Source organism: Lysobacter sp. TAF61 (assembly GCF_052113485.1).
Lineage (GTDB): Bacteria > Pseudomonadota > Gammaproteobacteria > Xanthomonadales > Xanthomonadaceae > Lysobacter_J.
Genome location: NZ_JBFRDH010000001.1, coordinates 243,149 through 266,142, shown reverse-complemented (window position 1 = coordinate 266,142; position 22,994 = coordinate 243,149). Strand labels below are relative to the sequence as shown.

20 protein-coding genes are annotated in these 22,994 nt (G+C 66.8%); 6 read left to right on the top strand and 14 right to left on the bottom strand.

The genetic code is table 11. The features are described from left to right. Positions 1–161 precede the first annotated feature (161 nt). From sucB to purB, 6 genes are all read right to left on the bottom strand, one after another. Complete coding sequence (gene sucB, locus AB4Y64_RS01230; protein ID WP_441814642.1) at positions 162–1,388, bottom strand: dihydrolipoyllysine-residue succinyltransferase; 1,227 nt, start codon at positions 1,386–1,388, stop codon at positions 162–164. Positions 1,389–1,472: 84 nt separating this feature from the next. Continuing rightward, entirely contained in the window at positions 1,473–4,304 is a 2,832-nt protein-coding gene (locus tag AB4Y64_RS01225) for a 2-oxoglutarate dehydrogenase E1 component (RefSeq protein ID WP_441814641.1), read from the bottom strand. A 215-nt stretch (positions 4,305–4,519) separates the two neighbouring features. Then, a complete protein-coding gene (locus AB4Y64_RS01220) occupies positions 4,520–5,437 on the bottom strand; it encodes a GNAT family N-acetyltransferase (protein ID WP_441814640.1) in 918 nt (305 codons plus the stop codon). Then, complete coding sequence (locus tag AB4Y64_RS01215) at positions 5,434–6,684, bottom strand: JmjC domain-containing protein (RefSeq protein ID WP_441814639.1); 1,251 nt, start codon at positions 6,682–6,684, stop codon at positions 5,434–5,436. Before AB4Y64_RS01215 ends, AB4Y64_RS01220 begins: the two co-directional genes overlap by 4 nt. Continuing rightward, complete coding sequence (locus AB4Y64_RS01210; RefSeq protein ID WP_441814638.1) at positions 6,681–7,079, bottom strand: VOC family protein; 399 nt, start codon at positions 7,077–7,079, stop codon at positions 6,681–6,683. The genes AB4Y64_RS01215 and AB4Y64_RS01210 overlap by 4 nt, the downstream gene beginning before the upstream one ends. Next, entirely contained in the window at positions 7,080–8,450 is a 1,371-nt protein-coding gene (gene purB / locus AB4Y64_RS01205; RefSeq protein WP_441814637.1) for an adenylosuccinate lyase, read from the bottom strand. A gap of 132 nt (positions 8,451–8,582) precedes the next feature. Here purB and AB4Y64_RS01200 point away from each other — a divergent pair, with 132 nt between their 5' ends. Beyond that, a complete protein-coding gene (locus AB4Y64_RS01200) occupies positions 8,583–10,004 on the top strand; it encodes a class II fumarate hydratase (protein WP_441814636.1) in 1,422 nt (473 codons plus the stop codon). 51 nt (positions 10,005–10,055) lie between these two features. Here AB4Y64_RS01200 and AB4Y64_RS01195 read toward each other — a convergent pair whose 3' ends face one another. The 6 genes from AB4Y64_RS01195 to AB4Y64_RS01170 all read right to left on the bottom strand — a co-directional run bounded on the left by AB4Y64_RS01195 (position 10,056) and on the right by AB4Y64_RS01170 (position 14,456). After that, positions 10,056–10,742, bottom strand: a complete 687-nt coding sequence (locus tag AB4Y64_RS01195; RefSeq protein WP_441814635.1) for a hypothetical protein — start codon at positions 10,740–10,742, stop codon at positions 10,056–10,058. 73 nt (positions 10,743–10,815) lie between these two features. Continuing rightward, a complete protein-coding gene (locus tag AB4Y64_RS01190) occupies positions 10,816–11,604 on the bottom strand; it encodes a hypothetical protein (protein WP_441814634.1) in 789 nt (262 codons plus the stop codon). 87 nt (positions 11,605–11,691) lie between these two features. Then, a complete protein-coding gene (locus AB4Y64_RS01185) occupies positions 11,692–12,750 on the bottom strand; it encodes a hypothetical protein (RefSeq protein ID WP_441814633.1) in 1,059 nt (352 codons plus the stop codon). Beyond that, positions 12,747–13,628 carry an ABC transporter ATP-binding protein gene (locus AB4Y64_RS01180; protein ID WP_441814632.1) on the bottom strand — a complete coding sequence of 294 codons (882 nt, stop codon included), beginning with the start codon at positions 13,626–13,628 and terminating at the stop codon, positions 12,747–12,749. The genes AB4Y64_RS01185 and AB4Y64_RS01180 overlap by 4 nt, the downstream gene beginning before the upstream one ends. Further along, complete coding sequence (locus AB4Y64_RS01175; RefSeq protein ID WP_441814631.1) at positions 13,625–13,996, bottom strand: GntR family transcriptional regulator; 372 nt, start codon at positions 13,994–13,996, stop codon at positions 13,625–13,627. The genes AB4Y64_RS01180 and AB4Y64_RS01175 overlap by 4 nt, the downstream gene beginning before the upstream one ends. A gap of 4 nt (positions 13,997–14,000) precedes the next feature. Next, positions 14,001–14,456 (bottom strand): hypothetical protein, encoded by a 456-nt coding sequence (locus tag AB4Y64_RS01170; protein ID WP_441814630.1) that lies wholly within the window; start codon positions 14,454–14,456, stop codon positions 14,001–14,003. Positions 14,457–14,867: 411 nt separating this feature from the next. Between AB4Y64_RS01170 and AB4Y64_RS01165 the strand changes: the two genes are divergently transcribed. The 5 genes from AB4Y64_RS01165 (at position 14,868) to AB4Y64_RS01145 (ending at position 19,117) form a co-directional block, all read left to right on the top strand. Continuing rightward, positions 14,868–15,803, top strand: a complete 936-nt coding sequence (locus tag AB4Y64_RS01165; RefSeq protein WP_441814629.1) for an FKBP-type peptidyl-prolyl cis-trans isomerase N-terminal domain-containing protein — start codon at positions 14,868–14,870, stop codon at positions 15,801–15,803. A gap of 130 nt (positions 15,804–15,933) precedes the next feature. Further along, positions 15,934–16,731 (top strand): FKBP-type peptidyl-prolyl cis-trans isomerase, encoded by a 798-nt coding sequence (locus AB4Y64_RS01160; RefSeq protein WP_441814628.1) that lies wholly within the window; start codon positions 15,934–15,936, stop codon positions 16,729–16,731. 80 nt (positions 16,732–16,811) lie between these two features. Next, on the top strand, positions 16,812–18,158 hold the full coding sequence (locus tag AB4Y64_RS01155) for a UDP-glucose dehydrogenase family protein (protein ID WP_441814627.1): 1,347 nt from the start codon (positions 16,812–16,814) through the stop codon (positions 18,156–18,158). Then, positions 18,155–18,391, top strand: a complete 237-nt coding sequence (locus AB4Y64_RS01150; protein WP_441814626.1) for a SlyX family protein — start codon at positions 18,155–18,157, stop codon at positions 18,389–18,391. The genes AB4Y64_RS01155 and AB4Y64_RS01150 overlap by 4 nt, the downstream gene beginning before the upstream one ends. Positions 18,392–18,400: 9 nt before the next feature. After that, entirely contained in the window at positions 18,401–19,117 is a 717-nt protein-coding gene (locus AB4Y64_RS01145; protein ID WP_441814625.1) for a DUF2058 family protein, read from the top strand. A 58-nt stretch (positions 19,118–19,175) separates the two neighbouring features. Here the strand turns inward: AB4Y64_RS01145 and metH are convergent, their stop codons facing one another. After that, positions 19,176–21,863, bottom strand: coding sequence for a methionine synthase (metH, locus tag AB4Y64_RS01140; protein WP_441814624.1), 2,688 nt, complete (start codon positions 21,861–21,863; stop codon positions 19,176–19,178). Further along, positions 21,860–22,972, bottom strand: coding sequence for a homocysteine S-methyltransferase family protein (locus tag AB4Y64_RS01135; protein ID WP_441814623.1), 1,113 nt, complete (start codon positions 22,970–22,972; stop codon positions 21,860–21,862). Before AB4Y64_RS01135 ends, metH begins: the two co-directional genes overlap by 4 nt. Positions 22,973–22,994: the final 22 nt, after the last annotated feature.

The window sequence follows — 22,994 nt, the reverse complement described above, 5'->3', positions numbered from 1 at the left end:
TGATGCCCCCAACGCTCACGCAGAAGCCGGGGAGCCGATAGTTCCCTCCCCTTCAAGGGGAGGGCAGGGTGGGGATGGGTTTCAGGTCGCGGGCGCGCATGCAGCACGGCGCTTGCAACCCTTCCCCATCCCGGCCTTCCCCTTGAAGGGGAAGGAGCAAATCACATGCCCAGCAGCATGCGGTGCGGATTCTCGAGCTGGTTCTTGATGTCGACCAGGAACAGCACCGCTTCCTTGCCGTCGATGATGCGGTGGTCGTACGACAGCGCGATGTACATCATCGGCGCGGCGATGACCTGGCCGTTCTCGACGATCGCGCGTTCCTTGATGGCATGCATGCCCAGGATCGCCGACTGCGGCGGATTGACGATTGGCGTCGACATCAGCGAACCGAAGGTGCCGCCATTGGTGATCGTGAACGTGCCGCCTTGCAGGTCATCGAGGCCGAGCTTGCCGTCGCGCGCCTTCTTGGCGTAATCGGCGATGCCCTTCTCGATGTCGGCAAAGCCCATGCGCTCGACATTGCGCAGCACCGGCGTGACCAGACCCTTCTCGGTCGACACGGCGATCGAGATGTCGGCGTAGCCGTGATAGATCACGTCGTTGCCGTCGACCGAAGCGTTGACCACCGGGTACTTCTGCAGCGCGTTGGCGGCGGCCTTGGCGAAGAAGCTCATGAAGCCCAGCTTGATGCCGTTGGCCTTCTCGAACTGCTCGCCCAGCTCCTTGCGCATGGCCATGACCTTGCCCAGGTTGACCTCGTTGAACGAGGTCAGCATGGCGATCGAATTCTTCGACTGCATCAGGCGCTCGGCGATGCGGGCGCGGATTCGGGTCATCGGCACGCGCTCTTCCGGACGCGCGCCGCCGGAGGCGCCGACGCCCTTGCCCGAGGCGTAGTTGACCAGGTCTTCCTTGGTCACCGCGCCGCGACGGCCGGTGCCTTCGACCTGCGCCGGATCGATGCCCTGGGTGACGGCGGTGAAACGCGCGCCCGGCGGCAGGCTTTCGGTGCCGGCAGCGGCCGGAGCGGCCTTGGCGGCCTCGGCCTTGGGCTGCACCGGCTGCGCTTCGGCCGTCGTGGCGGCAACGTTCTTGGCGTCGATGGCCTCGGCCTTGGTCGCGGCGGCCGGAGCCGCCGCGGCAACCGCGCCGGCTTCGACCACGGCGATCAGCTGCTCGCTGACGACCGTGGTGCCTTCGGCGAACTTGATTTCCTTGAGCACGCCGTCGACAGGCGAGGGGACTTCCAGGACGACCTTGTCGGTTTCCAGGTCAACCAGGTTCTCGTCGCGCTTGACCGCGTCGCCGACTTTCTTGTGCCAGGTCGCGATGGTGGCGTCGGAGACGGATTCGGGCAGAACGGGAACTTTGATTTCGGTGCTCATGGGGTGCGTCCTAATGTCATTCCGAACGTAATGAGGAATCTTGATGCCCGGGCGGCGACGGCGCTGCCCGGGGCGACACGATGGTTACTCTGCGGTGACTTCGCCGCGCAGCGGGTTGCGCAGCGCGTCGGCGACCAGCGCGGCCTGCTCGGCGACATGGTCGGCGAGGTGGCCGGCAGCCGGCGACGGCGAACGCGCGCGACCTGCGTAGTGCAGCGTCTGCCCGGACTGCAGGCAGGCCGCCAGGTGGTGGCGGATCTGGTACCACGCGCCCTGGTTCTGCGGCTCTTCCTGGCACCAGACCACGTCGGTGGCCTTGGTGAAACGCTTGAGTTCGGCCACCAGCTGCGGACGCGGGAACGGATACAGCTGTTCGACGCGGACGATGGCGACGTCGGTCAGGCCCTGCTTCTGCTGTTCCTCGAGCAGGTCGTAGTAGACCTTGCCGCCGCAGAAGACCACGCGCTTGACCTTCTTGGCGTCGGCGCTGGCATCCGGGATCAGCTGCTGGAACTCGCCCTTGGCCAGCTCGTCCATCGTCGACACCGCCAGCTTGTGGCGCAGCAGCGACTTGGGCGTCATCACCACCAGCGGCTTGCGCGTGGTCATGCGCATCTGCCGGCGGATCATGTGGTAGGCCTGTGCCGGCGTGGTCGGCGTGCAGACGATCATGTTCTCCAGCGCGCACAGCTGCAGGAAGCGCTCCAGGCGTGCGGAGCTGTGCTCCGGGCCCTGGCCTTCGTAGCCGTGCGGCAGGAACAGCGCCAGGCCGCACAGACGACCCCACTTGGCCTCGCCCGAGGACAGGAACTGGTCGATCACGACCTGCGCGCCGTTGGCGAAATCGCCGAACTGCGCTTCCCAGATGTCGAGCGTCATGGGATCGGCGGTGGCATAGCCATACTCGAACGCCATTACCGCTTCTTCGCTGAGCAGCGAGTCGATGATGGTGACGTCGGACGGGTTCTTGACCAGGCGACGCAGCGGCAACACGTACTCGTCGTTGGTCTGCTCGTGCAGGATCGCGTGGCGGTGGAAGAACGTGCCGCGACCGCAGTCCTGGCCGACCAGGCGCAGCTTGTAGCCTTCGTCGACGAGGGTGGCATAGGCCAGGTTCTCGGCGAAGCCCCAGTCGCCGCCGAGCTCGCCGGCGATCATCTTGCGGCGGTCGTCGTAGATCTTGGCCACGCGCGGGTGCAGCTTGAGGTCGGCCGGGACGTCGTTGATGGTGACGGCCAGCTTGTCGAGCTTCTTGCGGTCGAAGGTGGTGTCGACCTTGTCGCTGAGCTTGCCCGACAGGTAGTTCGACCAGTCGATGGTGAACTCGTCCGGCTTGACCTCGACCACTTCGGTGGTGACCGCGCCGTCGTCGAGCTTCTGGCGGTAGCCGTCGACCAGCGCCTGCGCCTCGTCGGCGCTCAGCGTGCCTTCGGCAACCAGCTTCGTCGCGTACAGCTCGCGCGGCGTCTTGTGCTTGCGGATGATCTGGTACATCACCGGCTGCGTCGCCGCCGGCTCGTCGGCCTCGTTGTGGCCGTGGCGGCGGTAGCAGACCAGGTCGATGACCACGTCCTTGCCGAACCTGTTGCGGAAGTCCAGCGCCAGCTCGGCGCAGAACACCACCGCTTCCGGGTCGTCACCGTTCACGTGCAGCACCGGTGCGTCGACCATCTTGGCCACGTCGGTGCAGTACAGGGTCGAGCGCGCGTCCTGGACGGCGCTGGTGGTGAAGCCGACCTGGTTGTTGATGACGATGTGGACCGTGCCGCCAACGCGGAAACCGCGTGCCTGCGACATCTGGAACAGCTCCATCACCACGCCCTGGCCGGCAAACGCGGCGTCGCCGTGGATCAGGATCGGCAGCACCTGCTGGTGGCCCTTGTCGCCGCGGCGGGTCTGGCGCGAACGAACGCTGCCAACCACGACCGGATCGACGATCTCCAGGTGCGACGGGTTGAACGCCAGCGCCAGGTGGACCGGGCCGCCCGGAGTGGCGACGTCGGCCGAGAAGCCCATGTGGTACTTCACGTCGCCCTGGTGGGCCAGGTCGCTGTGGACGTGCTCGAACTTGCCTTCGAACTCGTCGAACAGGTGACGCGGCGGCTTGCCCAGGGTGTTGATCAGCACGTTGAGACGGCCGCGGTGGGCCATGCCGATGACCACGTCCTTGGCACCCTGTTCGCCGGCGCGGCGCACGGTGGAGTCCATCAACGGGATCAGCGCATCGCCGCCTTCCAGCGAGAAGCGCTTCTGGCCGACGTACTTGGTGCCCAGGTAGCGTTCCAGGCCATCGGCGGCGGTGAGGCGCTCGAGGATGCGCTTCTTGTCATCGCTGCTGCGGCCGAACTTGCCGCCGGCCTTTTCCAGGCGCTCATACAACCAACGCCGCTGTTCGGAGTCGGAGATGTGCATGAACTCGGCGCCGATCGGGCCGGTGTAGGTGGCCTTGAGCAGCGCGAGCAGGTCGCCCAGCTTCATGCGCTCGTTGCCACCGACGCCGCCGGTGCTGAACTCGGCCTTGAGGTCGTTGTTGGTCAGGTGGTGGAAACCCAACTCGAGGTCCGGCGCTTCGGGCTTCTGCAACAGGCCAAGCGGGTCGATGTCGGCACCCAGGTGGCCACGCGACCGGTACGCCGTGATCAGGCGGCCGACTTCGCGCTCGCGCTCGTCGCCTGCACCGGCGGCCACGGAAACGACCCCGCGGGCAGCCATGCGACCGGCCTGGGCGATGGTGTCGATGACGGCCGAATGCGGCACGTCACCGGCTTCGCGGCCCTTGAAGCCGTCGAAATACGCCTTCCATTTCGGGTCGACACTGTCGGGGGAAACCAGGTACTGCTCGTACAGGTCCTCGACGAAAGCGGCATTGGCGCCGAGCTGGGAGGACTGGGAGAACTGCTTCAGGAGACTGTCCACGATGGTGATCGGGAAACTCGGTGGGAGAAGGCGGAGGAGGCCTGGATTGCACGCTTGTACGGCTATTCAGGCGCCAAGATTCGGAATTATAGCCCTTGGCTGGTGGTAAACGGCTAACACTTATGTCGAATCAGCCACTGCAGCCAAGCCCTTGGTCACATAGCGTTGGGTCGCCACGGGCCGCTTCAAGGGTGAAACGCCGGTGCATCAGGCCATCACAGGCCCAGTGCGCGGTACTCGCTGCAAGGCCGGGCACGTTCCCAGACGGGCTCGAAGTGGGCGCGCAGCTGGCGGCCGCGGGCCGGATCGTCGAGTCGGGTCTCGCCGTCGAAGCGGTGGCCGAGCGGGCGGAAGTACCAGCCGCCGTCGTCGTTGACCACGTAGGCGCTGGCGTAGTCGCGGTCCACCGGCTCCTCGATCGCGCGCATGGCAAAGGCGCTGGTCAGGCGCTGGGCCAAGCCGAGCACTGGCGCTATGGCGCGCTGAGGTGCGGCCGGGTCGTGCAGCAGGACCCGCACCTCGCCACCGGCGACGGCGAAGGTGCGCAGCTGCGCCAGCACTTCGGGCTGGTCCAACACGCCCGGGTCCAGCTCGCGGCTATAGACCAGCAGGCGCCGGCGGGCATTGGCGATCACGCCCAGCACGGCGGCGATCGCGGCGTCGCGACGTTCCACCACGTTGACCTTGCCCAGCGCCAGATGCATCGACTGGTGGTCCAGGCCGGCTTCGACGAAGCGCTCGCCATAAGGCAGGAATCCCTGGCGGGCATAGAACACGATGGCGGGCACCTGCGCGTGCAGGCTCACGACCGGCCAGCCCAGTTGCCGGGCCTGCGCGAGCAGGGCCAGCAGCAGTGCCTCGCCGACGCCCTGGCCGCGCCATGAGGGCAGCACCGCCATCCGGCCGATGCGATGGTCGGGGGTGAGGCGGCCGGTGCCGATCGGCTGGCCCAGGTCGTCGCGGGCGATGACGTGGACGCACAGCGGGTCCAGGGCGTCGCGCTCGATCTCGACCGGCACGCCCTGTTCCTGCACGAACACCGCATCGCGCACCACGCGCAGCTCGGCCACGCCGTCCTGGAAGGCGATGGCCTCCACGCGGAAGGTGCGGCCGGTATGGCTCAAGTCGTTCATTCTTCTTCGTCCGCCAGGGCCAGCTGGTAATGGCCGGCCTGGAACAGGGCGTACACGCAGTCACGGCCGGCCTCGGACAACCCGGCGTAGGTCGCACCGTCGAGGAGCGCGGCGTTGGCGATGGCGGATGCGTCGTCGGCAGGCAGGTCGTACGAGTGGCCGCTGACGAACAAGCGCGACGGCTCGCCCTTGCCGTGGGCCCTGCGCCAGGCCATGCGCGACCAGGGATGGCGGTGCAGGGCGGCCTCGTGCTGCAGGTCCCATTCGATCTCGATGCGCGAGCGGGTATCGCTGCCGGGCTGGACCTCGCCAGCGGCGCGATAGACCGTCATGAAGCGGCCGAACCAGTCGCCAAGGCGGTCCGGGTTGTTCATGCGCAGCAGGTTCAGCGCCTCGACGGCGCGATTCATCGCGGCAGCGTCTATCTCGGCCGGGTCGGCCGCGGGCGCCAGATCCGGGTCGGCGTAGCGCAGCGCCTCATCGGCATCGGCAGCGAGGGTGTCGACAAAATCGCCAAGCAACTCGGCCGCCGATGGCGCGCGCATGCCGACCGAGAAGGTGAGGCAGGCATCCTCGGCGACGCCGTTGTGCGGCACGCCCGGCGGCAGATACAGCATGTCGCCCGGGCCCAGCACCCATTCGTGGGTCGCGTTGAACTCGCTCAGCAGCTTGAGCTCGACGTCGTTGCGGAATCCCAGCGGCGGATTGGCCGAAGCGTCGATTTCCCAGCGCCGGTGTCCCTGCGCCTGCAGCAGGAACACGTCGTACTGGTCGACATGGGCGCCAACCGAACCGCCCGGCGCGGCAAACGACACCATGATGTCGTCGATGCGCCAGCGCGGCAGGAACGAGAACGCCGGCAGCAGCGCGGCAACATCGCTGTCCCACTTGTCCATGTCCTGCACCAGCAGGGTCCAGTCCTGGTGCGGCATGTCGGGGAACTCGGCCTCGTCGAACGGGCCGTGGCGCAGCGTCCAGTGGTCGTTGGCTCGGTCGTGCATGACGATCCGCGACAGCGCCGCTTCCTCACAGGCCAGGCCGGCGAGGTCCTCGGGCTGCAGCGGCGATTCGAAGCCGGGAAAGGCATTGCGGATCAGCAGCGGCTTCTTCTGCCAGTACTCGCGCAGGAATCGCTCGGGCGTCATGCCCAGCGGCGGCAGCGCGCTTGCGTCGATTTCATTTGCGTTGATCTCGATGGGGACTTCCTTCGAGGCCGGCTTCTTCGCCGCCACGGTTTTCCTGCTCATGTCGTGATCTCGTCGTAGCCGCGGCCGCGGAACTGCAGCAGGCACCAGCCATGCCCGAACGGGTCGGCGATGGTGACAATGCGGCCCCAGTCGGCTTCGCGGATGGCGCCTTCCTGCACAGCACCGGCGGCGACGGCCCGGGCCAGTGCGGCGTCCAGGTCGTCGACCACCACGTCGCAGTGCAGCGGCGTCCAGTGTCGGTCGTAATTGCGTGGTTTGGCGCCGGCGCCGGTGCTGCCGGCGGCCTTGAGCAGCAGGTAGATCGGCGCTTCGGCGCCGAGCATCTCGACTACGGCTTCGCCAAAGCGGCGCGCCGGCTGCAGGCCGAACGCGGCGACGTAGAACGCCTCGGCCGAGGACAGCTCGTCGACGTCGATGTTCAGCAGCAGCTTCACTCAGATCTCGCGCGCCAGCTTCTCTGCCAGACCGGTGTAGCTGCCCGGCGTCATCTCGAGCAGGCGCTTCTTGTCCGCCGCCGGCAGTTCCAGCGAGGCGATGAACTCGCGCATGGACGCTTCATTGATGCCCTGGCCGCGGGTCAGCGCCTTGAGCTGTTCGTACGGGCTGGGCAGGCCATGTCGGCGCATCACCGTCTGCACGGCCTCGGCCAGCACTTCCCACGAGGCGTCCAGGTCGGCCGCCAGGCGTTCGGGGTTGACGCTGAGCTTGCCCAGGCCACGCTGCAGCGCATCGAAACCAATCAGTGCATGGCCGAACGCCGTGCCCAGCGCGCGCAGCACGGTTGAGTCGGTGAGGTCGCGCTGCCAGCGGCTGATCGGGAGCTTGGCAGCGAAATGTTCGAACAGTGCATTGGCGATGCCGAAGTTGCCTTCGGCATTCTCGAAGTCGATCGGGTTGACCTTGTGCGGCATCGTCGAACTGCCGACTTCGCCGGCCTTGACGGCCTGCTTGAAGTAGCCCAGCGAGATATAGCCCCAGACGTCGCGGCACAAGTCGATCGCAATAGTGTCGATGCGGCGCTGCGCGTCGCAGATCTCGGCGATGCCGTCGTGCGGTTCGATCTGGGTGGTGTAGGGCTGCCAGTTCAGGCCGAGCGAGTGGACGAAGTGCTCGGAGAACGCCGGCCAGTCGACATCCGGATAGGAGGCGACGTGGGCGTTGTAGTTGCCGACTGCACCGTTGATCTTGCCCGGCATGCGTGCCGCGGCGAGCGTCTCGCCCTGGCGCTGCAGGCGCGCGACGACGTTGGCCAGTTCCTTGCCGACGGTGGTCGGCGAGGCGGTCTGGCCGTGCGTGCGCGACAGCATCGGCAGCGCGGCATGCTCGTGCGCCATCGTGCGCAGGGTCTGGATCAGCTCGTCGAGCTTGGGCAGCAGCACGAACTGGCGCGCCTGGTTGAGCATCAGCGCATAGCTGAGGTTGTTGATGTCCTCGGAGGTGCAGGCGAAGTGCACGAACTCCAGCGCCGGGCCGAGCTCGGTATCGTCCTTGAGACGCTCCTTGATCAGGTACTCCACGGCCTTGACGTCGTGGTTGGTGGTGCGCTCGATCTCCTTGACCCGGGCGGCATCGGCCGGCGACAGGTTGTCGGCGAGGGCACGCAGGCGCGCGGCGGCGGCATCGGAGAACGGCGCCAGTTCGGCGATGCCCGGTTCCGCACCCAGTGCCAGCAGCCATTCCACCTCGACCTTCACGCGCGCCTTGATCAGGCCGTACTCGGAGAAGATCGGGCGCAGCGCATCGACCTTGCCGGCGTAGCGGCCATCGAGCGGGGACAGGGCAAGCAATTGGGATTCGACGGACATGGCGGGCTGGGGGCGAGAAAACCGCGATTCTACTACTCCTGCCAAACCGTGCCCTGCACGCGGATGGGGCATCCGATGGGGGCGCGCCGGTGGGGTTAAGCTGATCCCATCGATCCCCCCGGAGAGTCGGCAATGGCCAGGCAGCGACGCAGCAGCGCGCAGTTCCGTACCGAACGAGACAGCATGGGCGAACTGCAGGTGCCCGCCGACGCGCTCTGGGGTGCGCAGACGCAGCGCGCCGTGCAGAACTTCCCGATTTCCGGCCAGCCGATGCCGCGCGAGTTCATCCGTGCGCTGGGCCTGATCAAGGCCGCCGCGGCCCAGGTCAATGGCAGCTATGGCCTGCTCGGCAAGGGGGCGGCGCAGGCGATCCAGGCGGCCGCACTGAGTGTGGCCAAGGGTGAGTACGACGCGCAGTTCCCGATTGACGTCTACCAGACCGGCTCGGGCACCTCCAGCAACATGAACGCCAACGAGGTCATCGCCACGCTGGCCACCTCTGGTAGCCGCCACAAGGTCCACCCCAACGACCACGTCAACCTGGGCCAGAGCTCCAACGACGTGATCCCGACCGCGATCCGGGTATCGGCGCAGATTGCCACCGTCGAGCACCTGCTGCCGGCCCTCAAGCACCTGCGCCGCACCATCGAGCGCCGCGGCAAGGCGCTGGGCAGGGTGACCAAGACCGGCCGCACCCACCTGATGGACGCGATGCCGTTGACGTTCGCCCAGGAGTTCGGCGCCTGGGCGTCGCAGCTGGCCTCGGCGCAGGCGCGCATCGACGACGCGCTCAAGCGCCTGCGTCGCCTGCCGATCGGCGGCACCGCGATCGGCACCGGCATCAATGCCGATCCGCGCTTCGGCCGGGCGATGGCCAAGGCGCTGTCGACCCTGGCCGGCACCCGCTTCGAGTCGGCGCAGGACAAGTTCGAGGGCATCGCTTCGCAGGACGACGCCGTCGAGTTGTCCGGCCAGCTCAGCACGCTGGCGGTGGCGCTGATGAAGATCGCCAACGACCTGCGCTGGATGAATTCAGGGCCCCTGGCCGGCCTGGGCGAAATCGAACTGCCGGCGCTGCAGCCTGGCAGCTCGATCATGCCGGGCAAGGTCAACCCGGTGATTCCCGAAGCGACCTGCATGGTCTGCGCGCAGGTCATCGGCCATCACGCCGCGATCACGGTGGCCGGCCAGAGCGGCAACTTCCAGCTCAACGTGATGCTGCCGCTGATCGCCTGCGACCTGCTCGACTCGATCCGACTGCTCGGCAACGTGATGCGGCTGCTTGCTGACGACGCGATCGAAGGGCTCAAGGCGCGACCGGAACGGATCCGCGAAGCGCTCGACCGCAATCCCATCCTGGTGACGGCGCTCAACCCGATCATCGGTTATGAAAAGGCCGCGGCGATCGCCAAGCAGGCCTACAAGGAAGGGCGACCGGTGCTGGAGGTCGCAGTCGAAGTCAGCGGTCTGCCGGCGCAGGATCTGCGCCAACTGCTGGACCCCGCGGCGCTGACGCGCGGCGGGATCCACGAGGGCGCTGGCGGCGGCGGATAGCGCCGCCGGACAACGCCGCCGGATAGCGCCGCCGCGGGCCCCGTTCGAAGATCAGCGCTTGGCCGCTTCGGCCGCCGCCGTGCTCGCCGTGTCGTGGTCGCGGGATTCCTTCCAGCAATCATCGATGTCGGACGCGTCCATGCTCGCGTACGGCCTGAACTCCGGCAGCGCCTCGGCCAGCTCCTGCTGCGAAGCCAGCATCGCCGGCAATTGCGTGCACAGTTGCTGGGCGGCGTTGCGGATCTTGTCGGCCTGGGCATCCACGCGCTTTTCGACGTCGTCGGTGTTGCCCGTGAACACGCCCTTGAGCGATTCGGCCACGGCCTTGGTGGCCAGGTCCGCGCCTTCCATGCCGATGTTCATGCCGGCCGTGGCGATGCCGACGACGTGGCTGCGGTAGTCGAGCACCAGCGCACGCTGCGCCGGCGTCTCTGACACCGGCTGGCCATCGATCAGCAGGTCGCCCTTGGGGGTGATCTCGGCCTTCTTGCCGCCACCGTGTTCGTTCTTGGAGACCGTGATGTTGCCTTCGGTGATTTCCTTGTGCGCCTGGGTGATGGCTTTGTGGATCGTCGACGAGATGAACGTGCTGTCGCGCTTGGCGGTGGCCTCGCTGCCGGATTCCTGCGCCTTCGCCGTCGATGCATTGTCCGGGGCGGGGTTGGCGCCGCAGGCGGCCAGCAGCGACATGCCGGTGAGCGTGGCGGCCAGTAGAACGGTACGGCTTGCGGCAATCATGTGAAGCTCCTGGCGGCAGAGGAGGGCGCGCGGACGCGCCCATGGTGGTTTTGGTCTGGAGCGCGGTTGCTGATCAGTTGTCCTGCGGCACGTCGGTGCGACCCGACACGCCACTGTGGTCGACCGAGCCGCTGCCGACGCGATGCACGGTGAGGTTGCCGCGCACGTTGCGCACGTCGAGGTCGCCCGAGCCGATCCGGTCGACGCTGACGTCGCCGTCGACATCGACCAGTTCGACATCGCCCGAGCCGATGCTGCCCACGGTGGCGCCGCGGCCAATGCGGCGCGCGGTGAAGTCGCCGGAGCCGACGCTGAGCACCTGCAGCGAACCAATCGAATCGAGCTTGATGTCGCCCGAGTTGAGATCGGCGGTGACCAGGCCGCGGATGTCGCGTGCCTCCACGTCACCCGAACCCAGGTCGATGCTCAGCGCCGACGCGCCCTTGACCTGGGCATCGCCGGAACCGACCTTCAGCTGCACCATCACGTTGTCCGGCACCGAGGCCTTCAGGTCGAGGTAGGCGTAGTGATTGCCGCTCCAGTTGAACGTGATCCCATCGCTGCGCTCGGCCGTCACCATCAGCTTGTCGCCGACGCGCTGCTGGGTGAGGGTGAGGTCCTTGAGGCGGTCGGCATCGGAGGCGCATGCCTTGCCATCGACGGCGCCGCGGGCATTGGGCGTGGCCGTGACGATCAGATCATGCGGGCCGATGTCGAACACGACCGTCTTCACCCCGGCCAGGTCGAGCTGCAGGTTGCGTGCCTCGGTGTGCAGGCACTGCGGGGTGCCGGCATGGGCGACCGGCAGGAGCGAGAAGCTCAGCGAGAGGGCGGCGGCAACGACAGGCGTGCGGATCTTCATTTTGGGGCTCCGTGGGTCAGTGCAGCTGGGATGCGGGACCGTGGCCGAAGGTTGCATGCCACGGTCCCGCAGACCCTGCGATGGCGATCAGCCGTCGTCGCGCCAGCGGCGCATGCGGATCGCGCCGTAGAGCATCGCTGCACCTGCAATCGCGCCGATCCACAGTTTGGTCGAGAGCAGGACCGAGTACATCGTGCGCAGGTTGATCACCGAGTGGATCGCCGTCGGGCCGTCGACGCTGATGTCGCCGATGTTGGCCGCGTCGAACCAGGCGCCCGGCACGATGCTGGTCAGGCTGCGGGCAACGATGTTCTTCCAGAACCAAGCCGTATCCAGGTCGAAGATGTTCATCAGGCCGAACCAGCCGACCAGGATGCCGGCGAAGACCGGGATGATCAGCGCCCACAGGAACGGCTTGCTCTTGGCCCATGAGGAGCACAGCATCAGCCAGCCGACGGTCGGCAGCGCCCACAGCGCATACACCGGGATCGAGGCGAGCAGGTGTGCGCAGACCGTCAGCGGGCTGGCCGGCACCCAAAGCAGGGTGTACGGGTTGCCGCCATGCAGCAGCACGACCAGGCTGTAGAGCAGCATCGAGCCGAACACGGTCAGGATCGCGGCGATCGCGGCGATGGTCGGCGCCATCACGGTGGCGCTGAGCACCTTGGACAACACTGTGTCGCGGTCGGAGATCGGCAACGACTTCCAGAACAGCACGCTACGGTCCTTGCGGTCGTCGTACAGGCTGCCCAGGCAGTAGAAGAACACTACGAAGGCGAGGACAACGAACGGCCAGGTCGCCGCCATGTAGAGGCTGGCGTCGATCGCGCCGCCGAACTCACGCAGCTCGTTCGGGCTGATCTTCTCGGTCAGTCGCGCCAGGTCGAGTCCGTTGACCTGGAAGCTGCCGCCTTCGACGTTGATGGTGGCGTGCTCGGGGACCTTGCGCAGCAGCACTTCGCCGGCGCCGACACCCATCAGCGTCAGCAGCAGGAGGATGCCGCCAGCGACCAGCGGCGCCCAGAAGAAGCCGCCCTTGTGCTCCCAGAACTCGCGCTTGAGCAGCATCTTGTAGGTGTGGGTCGGGTGCGGCGCAGCCATCGCGGTGGCCCTGCTTGCGCCGTGGGACTCTTGGATTGCGTTCATGCGTAGGTCCCCTTCATGGTGGCCACGAACAGGTCGGCCAAGCCCGGCGTACGGGTTTCACCCAGGCCCGCCAGGCGCTCGTGCGGCACCGAATCGAACAGCATCACGGTCTTGCCGAAGGGCAGGGCACGTTCGTCGATCGGCTGCAGCGCACGCGCCTGCTCGGTCTTGTCGCCGTTGACCAGCACTTCGATGAAGCGCTCGCCCAGCGATTCCATGTCGTTGTCGAGCACGATCTTGCCGTCGCGGATGAACATGACGTCGGTGAGGATGTGCTCGATCTCCTCGACCTGGTGGGTGGTGACCAGGATGGTTTTCTCCTCGTCGAAGTAGTCCTCCAGCAGGCGCTGGTAGAACTGCTTGCGGTAGAGGATGTCCAGGCCCAGGGTCGGCTCGTCGAGGACGAGCAGCTTGGCGTCGATCGCCATCACCAGCGCCAGGTGCAGCTGCACGATCATGCCCTTGGACATTTCGCGCACCCGCATGTTCGCAGTGAGCTTGGTGTGGGCGAGGAAGCGTTCGCACTTGGCGCGGTCGAAGCGCGGATGCACGCCGGCGACGAATTCGATCGCCTCCTTGACCCGGATCCAGCGCGGCAGCACCGCCACGTCGGCGATGAAGCAGACATCGCGCATCAGCTCGTCGCGTTCGCTGCGCGGATCGCGGCCCAGCACCTGCAGCGTGCCTTCGAACGGGATCAGCCCGAGGATGGCCTTGAGCGCGGTGGTCTTGCCGGCGCCGTTGGGGCCGATCAGGCCGACGATGCGGCCGGCCGGGATCTCGAAGGCGGTGTCGTCCAGCGCCATCTTGTTCTTGTAGGCCTTGCGCAGGCCGTGGGCGCTGACCACGGACGCGGAAGTGGTGGCGGGGGCGTTCATTGCGTGCCTGCCTTGACGTCGGTGGCCAGCAGTTCCTGCGGGGTGAGGCCCAGGCGCATGATGCGTTCGAGCACCAGCGGCCATTCCTCGCGCAGGAAGCGTTCGCGTTCGTTGAACAGCAGTTTCTTTGCGGCCTCTTCGGTCACGTACATGCCCAGACCCCTGCGTTTTTCGACGAGAGCCTCGTCCGCCAATTCCTGATAGGCGCGCGAGACGGTGATTGGATTGAGCTGGTATTCGGCGGCCACCTGGCGCACGGAGGGAAGAGCGTCTCCGGGCTTGAGCACCCCGTCGAGCATCATCGCGATGACGCGCTCCTTCAGCTGGCGATAGATCGGAGCGCCGTCGCTCCATTGAATTGCGGTCATGGGTTCAGCCCCGCGGTGCGAATGAGAAATAAGGCATGACTAGGGTTTGCCGGCGATGCCGGGCGGCAGTCCTTGCCTGTTTCTGTTCGGTGTCGATGGTGGCGCTCTGGAAGGACCTGGAACTCTTTACCGCCTCGGCCAGGGCGGCCGCGGTGGCGATCTCCGCAGTCAGGGCGGCGGCGTCGGCCAGGCTTTCGACCTTGTCTGCGCGACGCTCGATGCTGCGGGTGAGGGCCTCGATCTGGGCGCCGTGGTTGGCATTGGGATCGGACGGAGTGAAAGTGAATTCGACCGGTCCCACGTTCAGGGCGATCGGGCGGGCCTTGGCCTGCTGCTGCGTCTGCTGCTGGGCGGGGAGCGCCAGGGCCAGGCACAGCGCCAGGGTCGAAGCCGAGGCGAGCAGGGCGAAGTAGGAGTTGTGGAGCCTGCGGTTCATGTGGGCGTCCTGCTCGTTGGTCAACCGGTGTTGTAGGCAACTATAACACCTAAAAGGTTCCGGTCAAGTACTGCCTACCCAACTGATGGCATAGAAGGCTGAATGGGGCAAGCCCGCTCTCGTGCCGGATGGCCCGGAACGTGCTTGCACAGGCGCGATGGCCGGGCCGGGACCGGAGTCCGCGCGGACTGACCAGAGGTATTGGACCGGTCGCCATCGGGCAGGCGCCCGATGCTGAGTGCGCCGCAGCCGATCGACGAAGGAACAAACGGACATCAAAACGGTCCGACGGTACTGCGCGCACGGTCATTGCCCATGCGATCCTGTGCCGCGACAATGCATCGCTTGCGTGGCGGTGCCGGTACCCGGCGCCGTCGATGTGCGATCCGGCCAGCCAGGCCGACGACTTTCCCTTATGGAGTAGGTAGGTACCCGATGAAGGCTTTTGTGCGCGGCGCAGCCGTGTTGATCACCACTGCGGCCACGCTGATCGGCGCGGCAGCCTCTGCCCAGGACAAGACCGTGCTTACTACCGAACGCGACAAGGCCAGCTACATGGTCGGCAGCGACATCGCCCAGTCCATCGCCCCGGTGGCGCCGGACATCGACCTGGCCGCCTTCGAGCGCGCCATCAAGAATGCCTTCGACGGCGGCAAGCCGCTGATCACCGAGGACGAAGCCCAGGCCGTCGGCCCGGCGCTGATGCAGCGCATCGCCTCGCGCGCCGGCCAGGCCCCGGCCGGCGCCAAGGTGCCGGAAGTGCCCAAGGACAAGGTTGCCTACCTCGTCGGCGCCGACGTCGGCCGCTCGCTCGCTCCGATCAAGGACGAGCTCGAGCTGCCGGTGGTGGTGCAGGCGATCAGCACGGCCTTCAACAAGGGCAAGCCGCTGCTGAGCGAAGAAGAGCAGGCAGCGGTGCGCCAGGCCTTCCAGCAGAAGGTCCAGGTCAAGATGCAGGCGCAGGCTTCTGCCCTGGGCGGCAAGAACCAGGCCGATGGCGCCGCGTTCCTCGCCAAGAACAAGGCGGTCAAGGGTGTCTTCACCACCGGTTCGGGCCTGCAGTACATGATCCTGCGCCAGGGTTCGGGCCCGCGTCCGAAGGCCACCGACCATGTCCGCGTCAACTACCACGGCACGCTGCTTGACGGCACCGTGTTCGACAGCACTTACGAGCGCAACCAGCCGGCCGAGTTCGCACTGAACCAGGTCATCGCCGGTTGGACTGAAGGCGTGTCGATGATGCCGGTCGGCAGCAAGTTCCGTTTCTGGATCCCGGGCGAGCTGGCCTATGGCCCCAAGGGCACGCCGGGTGGCCCGATCGGTCCGAATGCAACGCTGGTGTTCGACGTTGAACTGATGTCCATCCTCTGAACTCGAGCCCGGCACTGAACGCGAAGGGTCGTCTTCCGTTCAGTTCGGTGCTGGCAGTTTGTCTGGCCGCAATGGCAGCGTGATGCCCAAGTCACACGCTGCCGCCCCCAATTCCTGGAGCCCCCAACCGATGAAGTTTTCCCCGCGCCACACCGCTCTCGCCCTGGCCGTCGCCTCGCTCGCGGTGGTGACCGCCGCCTGCAACAAACCGGCCGACAAGGCTGCCGATGCGGCCAAGGCCGACACCGCCGCCGAAGCCGGCAAGACTGGCGACGCCAAGGCGATCCCGGGGCTTGCGACCGAGAAGGAGCAGGTCAGCTACATGATCGGCATGGACATGGCGCGCTCGCTGGAGCCGGTCAAGGACGAAATCGACCTGGACACCCTGCACAAGGCGCTCAAGAGCTCGCTGGCCGGCGAGAAGCTGCTGCTCGATGAGAAGCAGTCCGGCGAGATCCGTGAGGCATTCGCGCAGAAGGTGCAGGCGCAACGCATCGCCAAGATGATGGCCGAAGCCAAGAAGAACCTCGTCGACGGCGAGAAGTTCCTCGCCGAGAACGGCAAGAAGCCGGGCGTCGTCACCACCGCTTCGGGCCTGCAGTACCAGGTGCTGACCGAAGGCAAGGGCGCCAAGCCCGCCGTCACCGATGCCGTCAGCGCGCACTACAAGGGCGCACTGCTCGACGGCAAGACCTTCGACAGCTCCTATGACCGCGGCGAGCCGGCCACATTCGTCCTCGGCCAGCTGGTCCCGGGCTGGCAGGAAGGCATCGCGCTGATGCCGGTGGGGAGCAAGTACCGCTTCTGGATCCCGAGCAAGCTGGCCTATGGCGAGCAGGGCGCGGGCCCGATCGGCCCGAACCAGACCCTGGTGTTCGAGGTCGAACTGCTCGACATCGTCAAGCCGGGCGGCAACGCGAAAAAGTAAGTAACGAGTAACACCCCCCGGGCGCAGCGGACGCCACCCGTCCGCTGCGCCAGAAGACTCGTTCCTTCGTTGGAGTACCTATGCGCGTCACCATTTTCGGCACCGGATACGTAGGCCTGGTCACCGGCACCTGCCTTGCCGATGTCGGCCACGACGTGATCTGCGTTGACATCGACCAGGCCAAGGTCGACGGCCTCAACCAGGGCGTGATCCCGATCTACGAGCCTGGCCTGGAGCCGATGGTCAAGGCCAACCACGCCGCCGGCCGACTGCGCTTCACCACCGACGCCGAAGCCGCGGTGGGTCACGGCGACGTGGTGTTCATTGCCGTGGGCACGCCACCGGACGAGGACGGCAGCGCCGACCTCAAGTACGTGCTGGCGGTGGCGCGCACGATCGGTCGCTTTCTCGAGCGGCCGGTGGTGGTGGTCAACAAGTCGACGGTGCCGGTCGGTACCGCCGACAAGGTGCGCGCGACGATTGCCGCCGAGCTTGCGGCGCGCGGCGCAGAGTTCGGATTCGAGGTTGCCTCCAACCCCGAGTTCCTCAAGGAGGGCGACGCGGTCAACGACTGCATGCGTCCTGACCGGATCGTGATCGGCGCCAGCAGTACGGCGGCGGTCGACAAGCTCAAGCGCCTGTATTCGCCGTTCAACCGCAATCACGAGCGGATCGTGGTGATGGACGTGCGGTCGGCCGAACTGACCAAGTACGCCGCCAACGCGATGCTGGCGACCAAGATCAGTTTCATGAACGAGATCGCCAACATCGCCGAGAAGGTCGGCGCCGACGTGGAGATGGTGCGCCAGGGCATCGGTTCGGACCCGCGCATCGGCTGGCACTTCATCTATCCGGGTGCCGGCTATGGCGGCTCGTGCTTCCCCAAGGACGTGCAGGCGCTGGCGAAGACGGCGCAGCAGCATGGCTACCAGGCGCAGCTGCTCGACGCGGTGGAGTCGGTCAACGACCGCCAGAAGGAACATCTGTTCGAACTGATTGGTCGCCACTACGACGGTTCCATTGCCGGCAAGACGTTCGCGGTGTGGGGCCTGGCCTTCAAGCCCAACACCGACGACATGCGCGAGGCATCGAGTCGGCGCCTGCTGCAACTGCTGTGGGACGCCGGTGCGAAAGTGCGCGCCTACGACCCGGAGGCGAGCGAGGAAGCACACCGCATCTTCGGTGACCGCGACGACCTGGTGCTGTGCGATTCGGCGCGCGCCGCGCTGGCAGACGCCGACGCACTGGTCGTGGTGACCGAGTGGAAGCAGTTCCGCAGCCCGGATTTCCAGCGTTTGAACCAATCGCTGGGCGATAGGGTGATCTTCGACGGACGCAATCTCTACCATCCCGATGAGGTCGAGGCGGCCGGGCTGGCCTATTACGGCATAGGCCGTGGCCGCTCGATCGTGATTGAAGCGCCGTGAGCAGCCAGGGCGAACTCGAGCAGCGCCTGGTCGATCTGGAGGTGCGCGTGGCATTCCAGGAGCAGGCGCTGACCGAACTCAGCGACGCGCTGGCGGGCGCGCGTGAGGAAGAAGGTCGCAACGCCTTGCTGTTGCATCGCGTGCTTGAAGAGCTCAAGCAGATGCGCATGGCGATGTCGACCAACCCGATCACCGGCGACGCTTCGCAAGAACCGCCCCCGCCGCATTACTGACACGACGCAATGAGCAATAGTCTTCGCGATCAACTGATGGGGCTGGGCTTCACGCCGGCGCCGAAACCCGAACGTCCGGCGCAGGGCAAGCCCGATGGCAGGCCAGGTGGGCGTGGCCCCGGCAAACCGCCGGGTGGCAAGCCTGGCGCGCAAGCGGCTGGCGCTCCTGGCGGTGAGCAGCGCAAGGGCGAGCAGCGCAGGAACGATCAGCACCGGGGCGACCCGCGCAGGGGCGACCAGCGCAGAGGCGCGCCCGGCAAGCCAGGCGCCCCGCGCCCGGGCGGCAAGCCGCAGTCGCGCGAGGACATCGACCTGGCCAAGGCCTATGCGATCCGCGCCCAGCGCGAGAAGGACGAGCGCATTGCCGCCGAGGCGGCCAAGCAGGAAGAAGCACGCCTGCGGCGCGAAGCGCGCGCGAAGCTGACCGAGCTGGTCAAGGACAAGACGCTCAACGATCCGGCCGCCGAGATCGCCCGCCATTTCCCGTACGGCGGCAAGATCAAGCGCATCTATGTCAACGAGGTCCAGCTCAAGGCACTCAACGCCGGCGAGCTCGGCGTGCTGCAGATGGACGGCCGCTACGTGCTGGTCAGCGCGGAAATGCTGGCCCAGGCCGAGGCGATCTTCGCCGCGGCGATCGCGTTGAAGGTCGATCCGAATGCGCCGGCGGGCGAGGATCCGTACGCCGACCCGCAATACCAGGTGCCTGACGACCTGGTCTGGTGAGATTTGCCTGTCGTCCCGGCGAAAGCCGGGATGACGTAGCTTCTCGACAACCCGTGGATCACTCCGGGTCGTAATCCAGGTTCGAAGCCAGCCAGCGCTCTGCCTGCGCGACGCTGGCGCCCTTGCGGCGCGCGTAATCCTCTACCTGTTCCTTCGACACCCGGCCGACCACGAAGTACTGGCTGTCGGGATGGCTGAAGTAGTAGCCCGAAACCGCCGCCGCCGGATACATCGCGAAACTCTCGGTCAGCTGCAGGCCGGCGTTGTTTTCGGCGTCGAGCAGGCGGAACAGCGTTGCTTTCTCGCTGTGTTCCGGACAGGCCGGATAACCAGGCGCCGGGCGAATGCCGCGGTAGGCCTCGTGGATCAGCGCGTCGTTGTCCAGTGTCTCGTCGTTGGCAAATCCCCAGAATTCCTTGCGCACCCGCTGGTGCAGGCGCTCGGCCAGCGCCTCTGCGAAGCGGTCGGCCAGCGCCTTGAGCAGGATCGCGTTGTAGTCGTCGTGATCGGCCTCGAATCGGGCGACATGCGCTTCGATACCCAGCCCCGCGGTGACGGCGAAACCGCCGATCCAGTCCTGCTTGCCGGAGTCCTTGGGCGCGATGAAATCGGCCAGGCAGAAGTCCGGGCGCTCGACCGGCTTGTCGACCTGCTGGCGCAGGAAGTGCAGGGTGGTGGGCGTTGCGCCGGTGTCGACGACGACATCGTCGCCGACGCTGTTGGCCGGCCACAACGCGAACACTGCCTTGGCCTTGAGCCACTTCTCGTCGACGATGCGCTTGAGCATCTGCCGGGCATCGCGATACAGCTCGCGGGCCTGTGGCCCGACGATCTCGTCGTCGAGGATCGCCGGGTACTTGCCGGCCAGTTCCCAGGTGTTGAAGAACGGCGTCCAGTCGATGTAGTCGACCAGTTCGGCCAGCGGGTAGTCGTCGAACACCTGCAGGCCCGGTTGCTTCGGCGTCGGCGGCGTGTAGTCCTGCCATCGGCCGTCGAAGCGTTGCCCGCGCGCCTTTGCCAGCGGGACCAGGCGCTTGCCGTCGCCGCGGTGCTTGTGACGCTCGCGGATCTCGGCGTAATCGGCATCGTTGGCGGCGACGAAACTGGCACGCAGGTCCGGGCTGATCAGCGACTGCGCCACGCCGACGGCGCGCGAGGCGTCCTTGACCCACACCGTGGGCGACTTGTAGTGCGGATCGATCTTCAGCGCGGTGTGCGCACGCGAGGTGGTTGCACCGCCGATCAGCAGCGGCACGTGGAAGCCCTGGCGCTGCATCTCGCGCGCGACGTGGCTCATCTCCTCCAGCGATGGCGTGATCAGGCCCGACAGGCCGATCAGGTCGGCATTCTCGGCGCGGGCGCGGTCGAGGATGGTCTGTGCCGGCACCATCACGCCCAGGTCGACCACGTCGAAGTTGTTGCAGGCCAGCACCACGCCGACGATGTTCTTGCCGATGTCGTGGACGTCGCCCTTGACCGTCGCCATCACGATCTTGCCGTTGGACTTGCCGACGTCGCCGGTGCGCAGCTTCTCGGCTTCGATATAGGGCAGCAGGTAGGCCACGGCCTTCTTCATCACGCGCGCGGACTTCACCACCTGCGGCAGGAACATCTTGCCGGCACCGAACAGGTCGCCGACGACGTTCATGCCGTCCATCAGTGCGCCTTCGATCACGTCGAGCGGGCGGCTGGTCTGCACGCGCGCTTCTTCGGTGTCGGTCTCTATGTACTGGTCGATGCCGTGTACCAGCGAGTGACTCAGTCGCTCGCGCACCGGGCGCTCGCGCCAGGCCAGGTCCTCGACGCGCTTTTCGCCTTTCTTGCCCTTGTAGCGGTCGGCGATCTCGAGCAGGCGCTCGGTGCCGTCGCTGCGGCGATTGAGCACGACGTCCTCGACGCGCTCGCGCAGGTCGGCGTCCAGGTCGTCGTAGAGGGGCAGGGCGCCGGCGTTGACGATGCCCATGTCCATGCCGGCGCGGATCGCGTGGTACAGGAACACGACGTGGATCGCCTGCCGCACCGGTTCGTTGCCGCGGAACGAGAAGCTGACGTTGGAGACGCCGCCGGAGATGTGGCTGTACGGGAACCGGCGCTTGAGTTCGCGCGCGGCCTCGATGAAGGCCACCGCGTAGTCGTTGTGCTCGTCGATGCCGGTGGCGATGGCGAACACGTTCGGGTCGAAGATGATGTCTTCCGGCGGGAAGCCGATCTCCTGCGTCAGCAGCCCATAGGCGCGCGTGCAGATATCGACCTTGCGCTCGATCGTGTCGGCCTGGCCGACCTCGTCGAAGGCCATCACCACCACCGCGGCGCCATAGCGGCGCACCAGCCGTGCCTGGCGCAGGAATTCGGCCTCGCCTTCCTTCATCGAGATCGAGTTGACGATGCCCTTGCCCTGCAGGCATTTCAGGCCCGCCTCGATGACGCTGAACTTGGAGCTGTCGACCATCACCGGCACGCGCGCGATGTCGGGCTCGGCGGCCATCAGGTTGAGGAACTCGACCATGGCCCGCTCGGAGTCGAGCATGCCTTCATCCATGTTGACGTCGATGACCTGGGCGCCGTTCTCGACCTGCTGGCGCGCGACCACGACCGCCTCATCGAGGCGGCCATCCAGGATCAGTTTCTTGAACTGCGCCGAGCCGGTGACATTGGTGCGCTCGCCGACGTTGATGAAGTTGCTTTCCGGAGTGATCTGCAGCGGCTCCAGGCCGCTGAGTCGGGTCTGGCGCGGCAGTGCGCTCATGCGGCCTCGTCCTTGGCTGCGTTCTCGAGCGACGGCAACACGCGCGGCGGATACGGCGCAACCGCTTCGGCGATCGCGGCGATGTGCGCCGGCGTGGTGCCGCAGCAGCCGCCGACCAGATTCAGCAGGCCGGCCTGGGCAAACTCGCCCAGCACCGCGGCCATGTCTTCCGGTGTTTCGTCATAGCCACCGAACGCATTGGGCAGGCCGGCGTTGGGATGGGTGCTGACGTTGGCATCGGCGACCTGGGCAAGGACGTCGACGTGCGCACGCAGATCCTTGGCGCCCAGTGCGCAGTTGAGGCCGATGGCCAGCGGCTGCGAATGCCGCAGCGAGTACCAGAACGCCTCGGCGGTCTGGCCCGATAGCGTGCGGCCGGAGGCGTCGGTGATGGTGCCGGAGATCATCACCGGCAGCCGCGCGCCGCGGCCATCGAATGCTTCCTCGATCGCGAACAGCGCGGCCTTGGCGTTGAGCGTGTCGAACACGGTCTCGACCATCAGGACGTCGGCGCCGCCGTCGATCAGGCCGTCGGCGGCTTCGCGGTAGGCCACGCGCAGCTCGTCGAAGGTGATCGCGCGGAAGCCCGGGCGGTTCACGTCGGGGCTGAGCGAGGCGGTGCGGCTGGTCGGCCCGAGCACGCCGATGACGAAGCGCGGACGGCCCGGGGTCGTCGCTTCGGCGGCATCGCACGCGGCACGGGCAAGGCGCGCGCCGGATTCGTTGAGCTCGCGCGCGAGGTGCTCCAGGCCGTAGTCGGACAGCGACACCGTGGTCGAATTGAAGGTGTTGGTTTCGATCAGGTCGGCGCCGGCGTCCAGGTACTGGGCGTGGATGCCGCCGATGATGTCCGGCTGGGTCAGGGTGAGCAGGTCGTTGTTGCCACGCTGGTCGCGCGCGCAGCCGCAGCCTTCGCCGTGCACGTGCTCGGAAGCGGCGTAGGCACGGTCGTAGCCATGGGCGAAGCGCTCGCCGCGATAGGCGGCCTCATCGAGTTCGTGGCGCTGGATCATCGTGCCCATGGCGCCGTCGATGATGAGGATGCGCTCGCGCAGAAGCTGCTGCAGCGACTGCGCACGATCGGGGTTGAGCCAGGGGAGGGTGCTCATGTCAGGCTTTCCTGCTGCTTTT

Excerpts from the sequence above, each read along its gene's own strand:
- sucB (WP_441814642.1), bottom strand. The coding sequence starts at position 1,388 with ATGAGCACCGAAATCAAAGTTCCCGTTCTGCCCGAATCCGTCTCCGAC.
- AB4Y64_RS01220 (WP_441814640.1), bottom strand. The coding sequence starts at position 5,437 with ATGAACGACTTGAGCCATACCGGCCGCACCTTCCGCGTGGAGGCCATC.
- AB4Y64_RS01215 (WP_441814639.1), bottom strand. The coding sequence starts at position 6,684 with ATGAGCAGGAAAACCGTGGCGGCGAAGAAGCCGGCCTCGAAGGAAGTC.
- purB (WP_441814637.1), bottom strand. The coding sequence starts at position 8,450 with ATGTCCGTCGAATCCCAATTGCTTGCCCTGTCCCCGCTCGATGGCCGC.
- AB4Y64_RS01200 (WP_441814636.1), top strand. The coding sequence starts at position 8,583 with ATGGCCAGGCAGCGACGCAGCAGCGCGCAGTTCCGTACCGAACGAGAC.
- AB4Y64_RS01195 (WP_441814635.1), bottom strand. The coding sequence starts at position 10,742 with ATGATTGCCGCAAGCCGTACCGTTCTACTGGCCGCCACGCTCACCGGC.
- AB4Y64_RS01190 (WP_441814634.1), bottom strand. The coding sequence starts at position 11,604 with ATGAAGATCCGCACGCCTGTCGTTGCCGCCGCCCTCTCGCTGAGCTTC.
- AB4Y64_RS01185 (WP_441814633.1), bottom strand. The coding sequence starts at position 12,750 with ATGAACGCAATCCAAGAGTCCCACGGCGCAAGCAGGGCCACCGCGATG.
- AB4Y64_RS01180 (WP_441814632.1), bottom strand. The coding sequence starts at position 13,628 with ATGAACGCCCCCGCCACCACTTCCGCGTCCGTGGTCAGCGCCCACGGC.
- AB4Y64_RS01175 (WP_441814631.1), bottom strand. The coding sequence starts at position 13,996 with ATGACCGCAATTCAATGGAGCGACGGCGCTCCGATCTATCGCCAGCTG.
- AB4Y64_RS01165 (WP_441814629.1), top strand. The coding sequence starts at position 14,868 with ATGAAGGCTTTTGTGCGCGGCGCAGCCGTGTTGATCACCACTGCGGCC.
- AB4Y64_RS01160 (WP_441814628.1), top strand. The coding sequence starts at position 15,934 with ATGAAGTTTTCCCCGCGCCACACCGCTCTCGCCCTGGCCGTCGCCTCG.
- AB4Y64_RS01155 (WP_441814627.1), top strand. The coding sequence starts at position 16,812 with ATGCGCGTCACCATTTTCGGCACCGGATACGTAGGCCTGGTCACCGGC.
- AB4Y64_RS01145 (WP_441814625.1), top strand. The coding sequence starts at position 18,401 with ATGAGCAATAGTCTTCGCGATCAACTGATGGGGCTGGGCTTCACGCCG.
- metH (WP_441814624.1), bottom strand. The coding sequence starts at position 21,863 with ATGAGCGCACTGCCGCGCCAGACCCGACTCAGCGGCCTGGAGCCGCTG.
- AB4Y64_RS01135 (WP_441814623.1), bottom strand. The coding sequence starts at position 22,972 with ATGAGCACCCTCCCCTGGCTCAACCCCGATCGTGCGCAGTCGCTGCAG.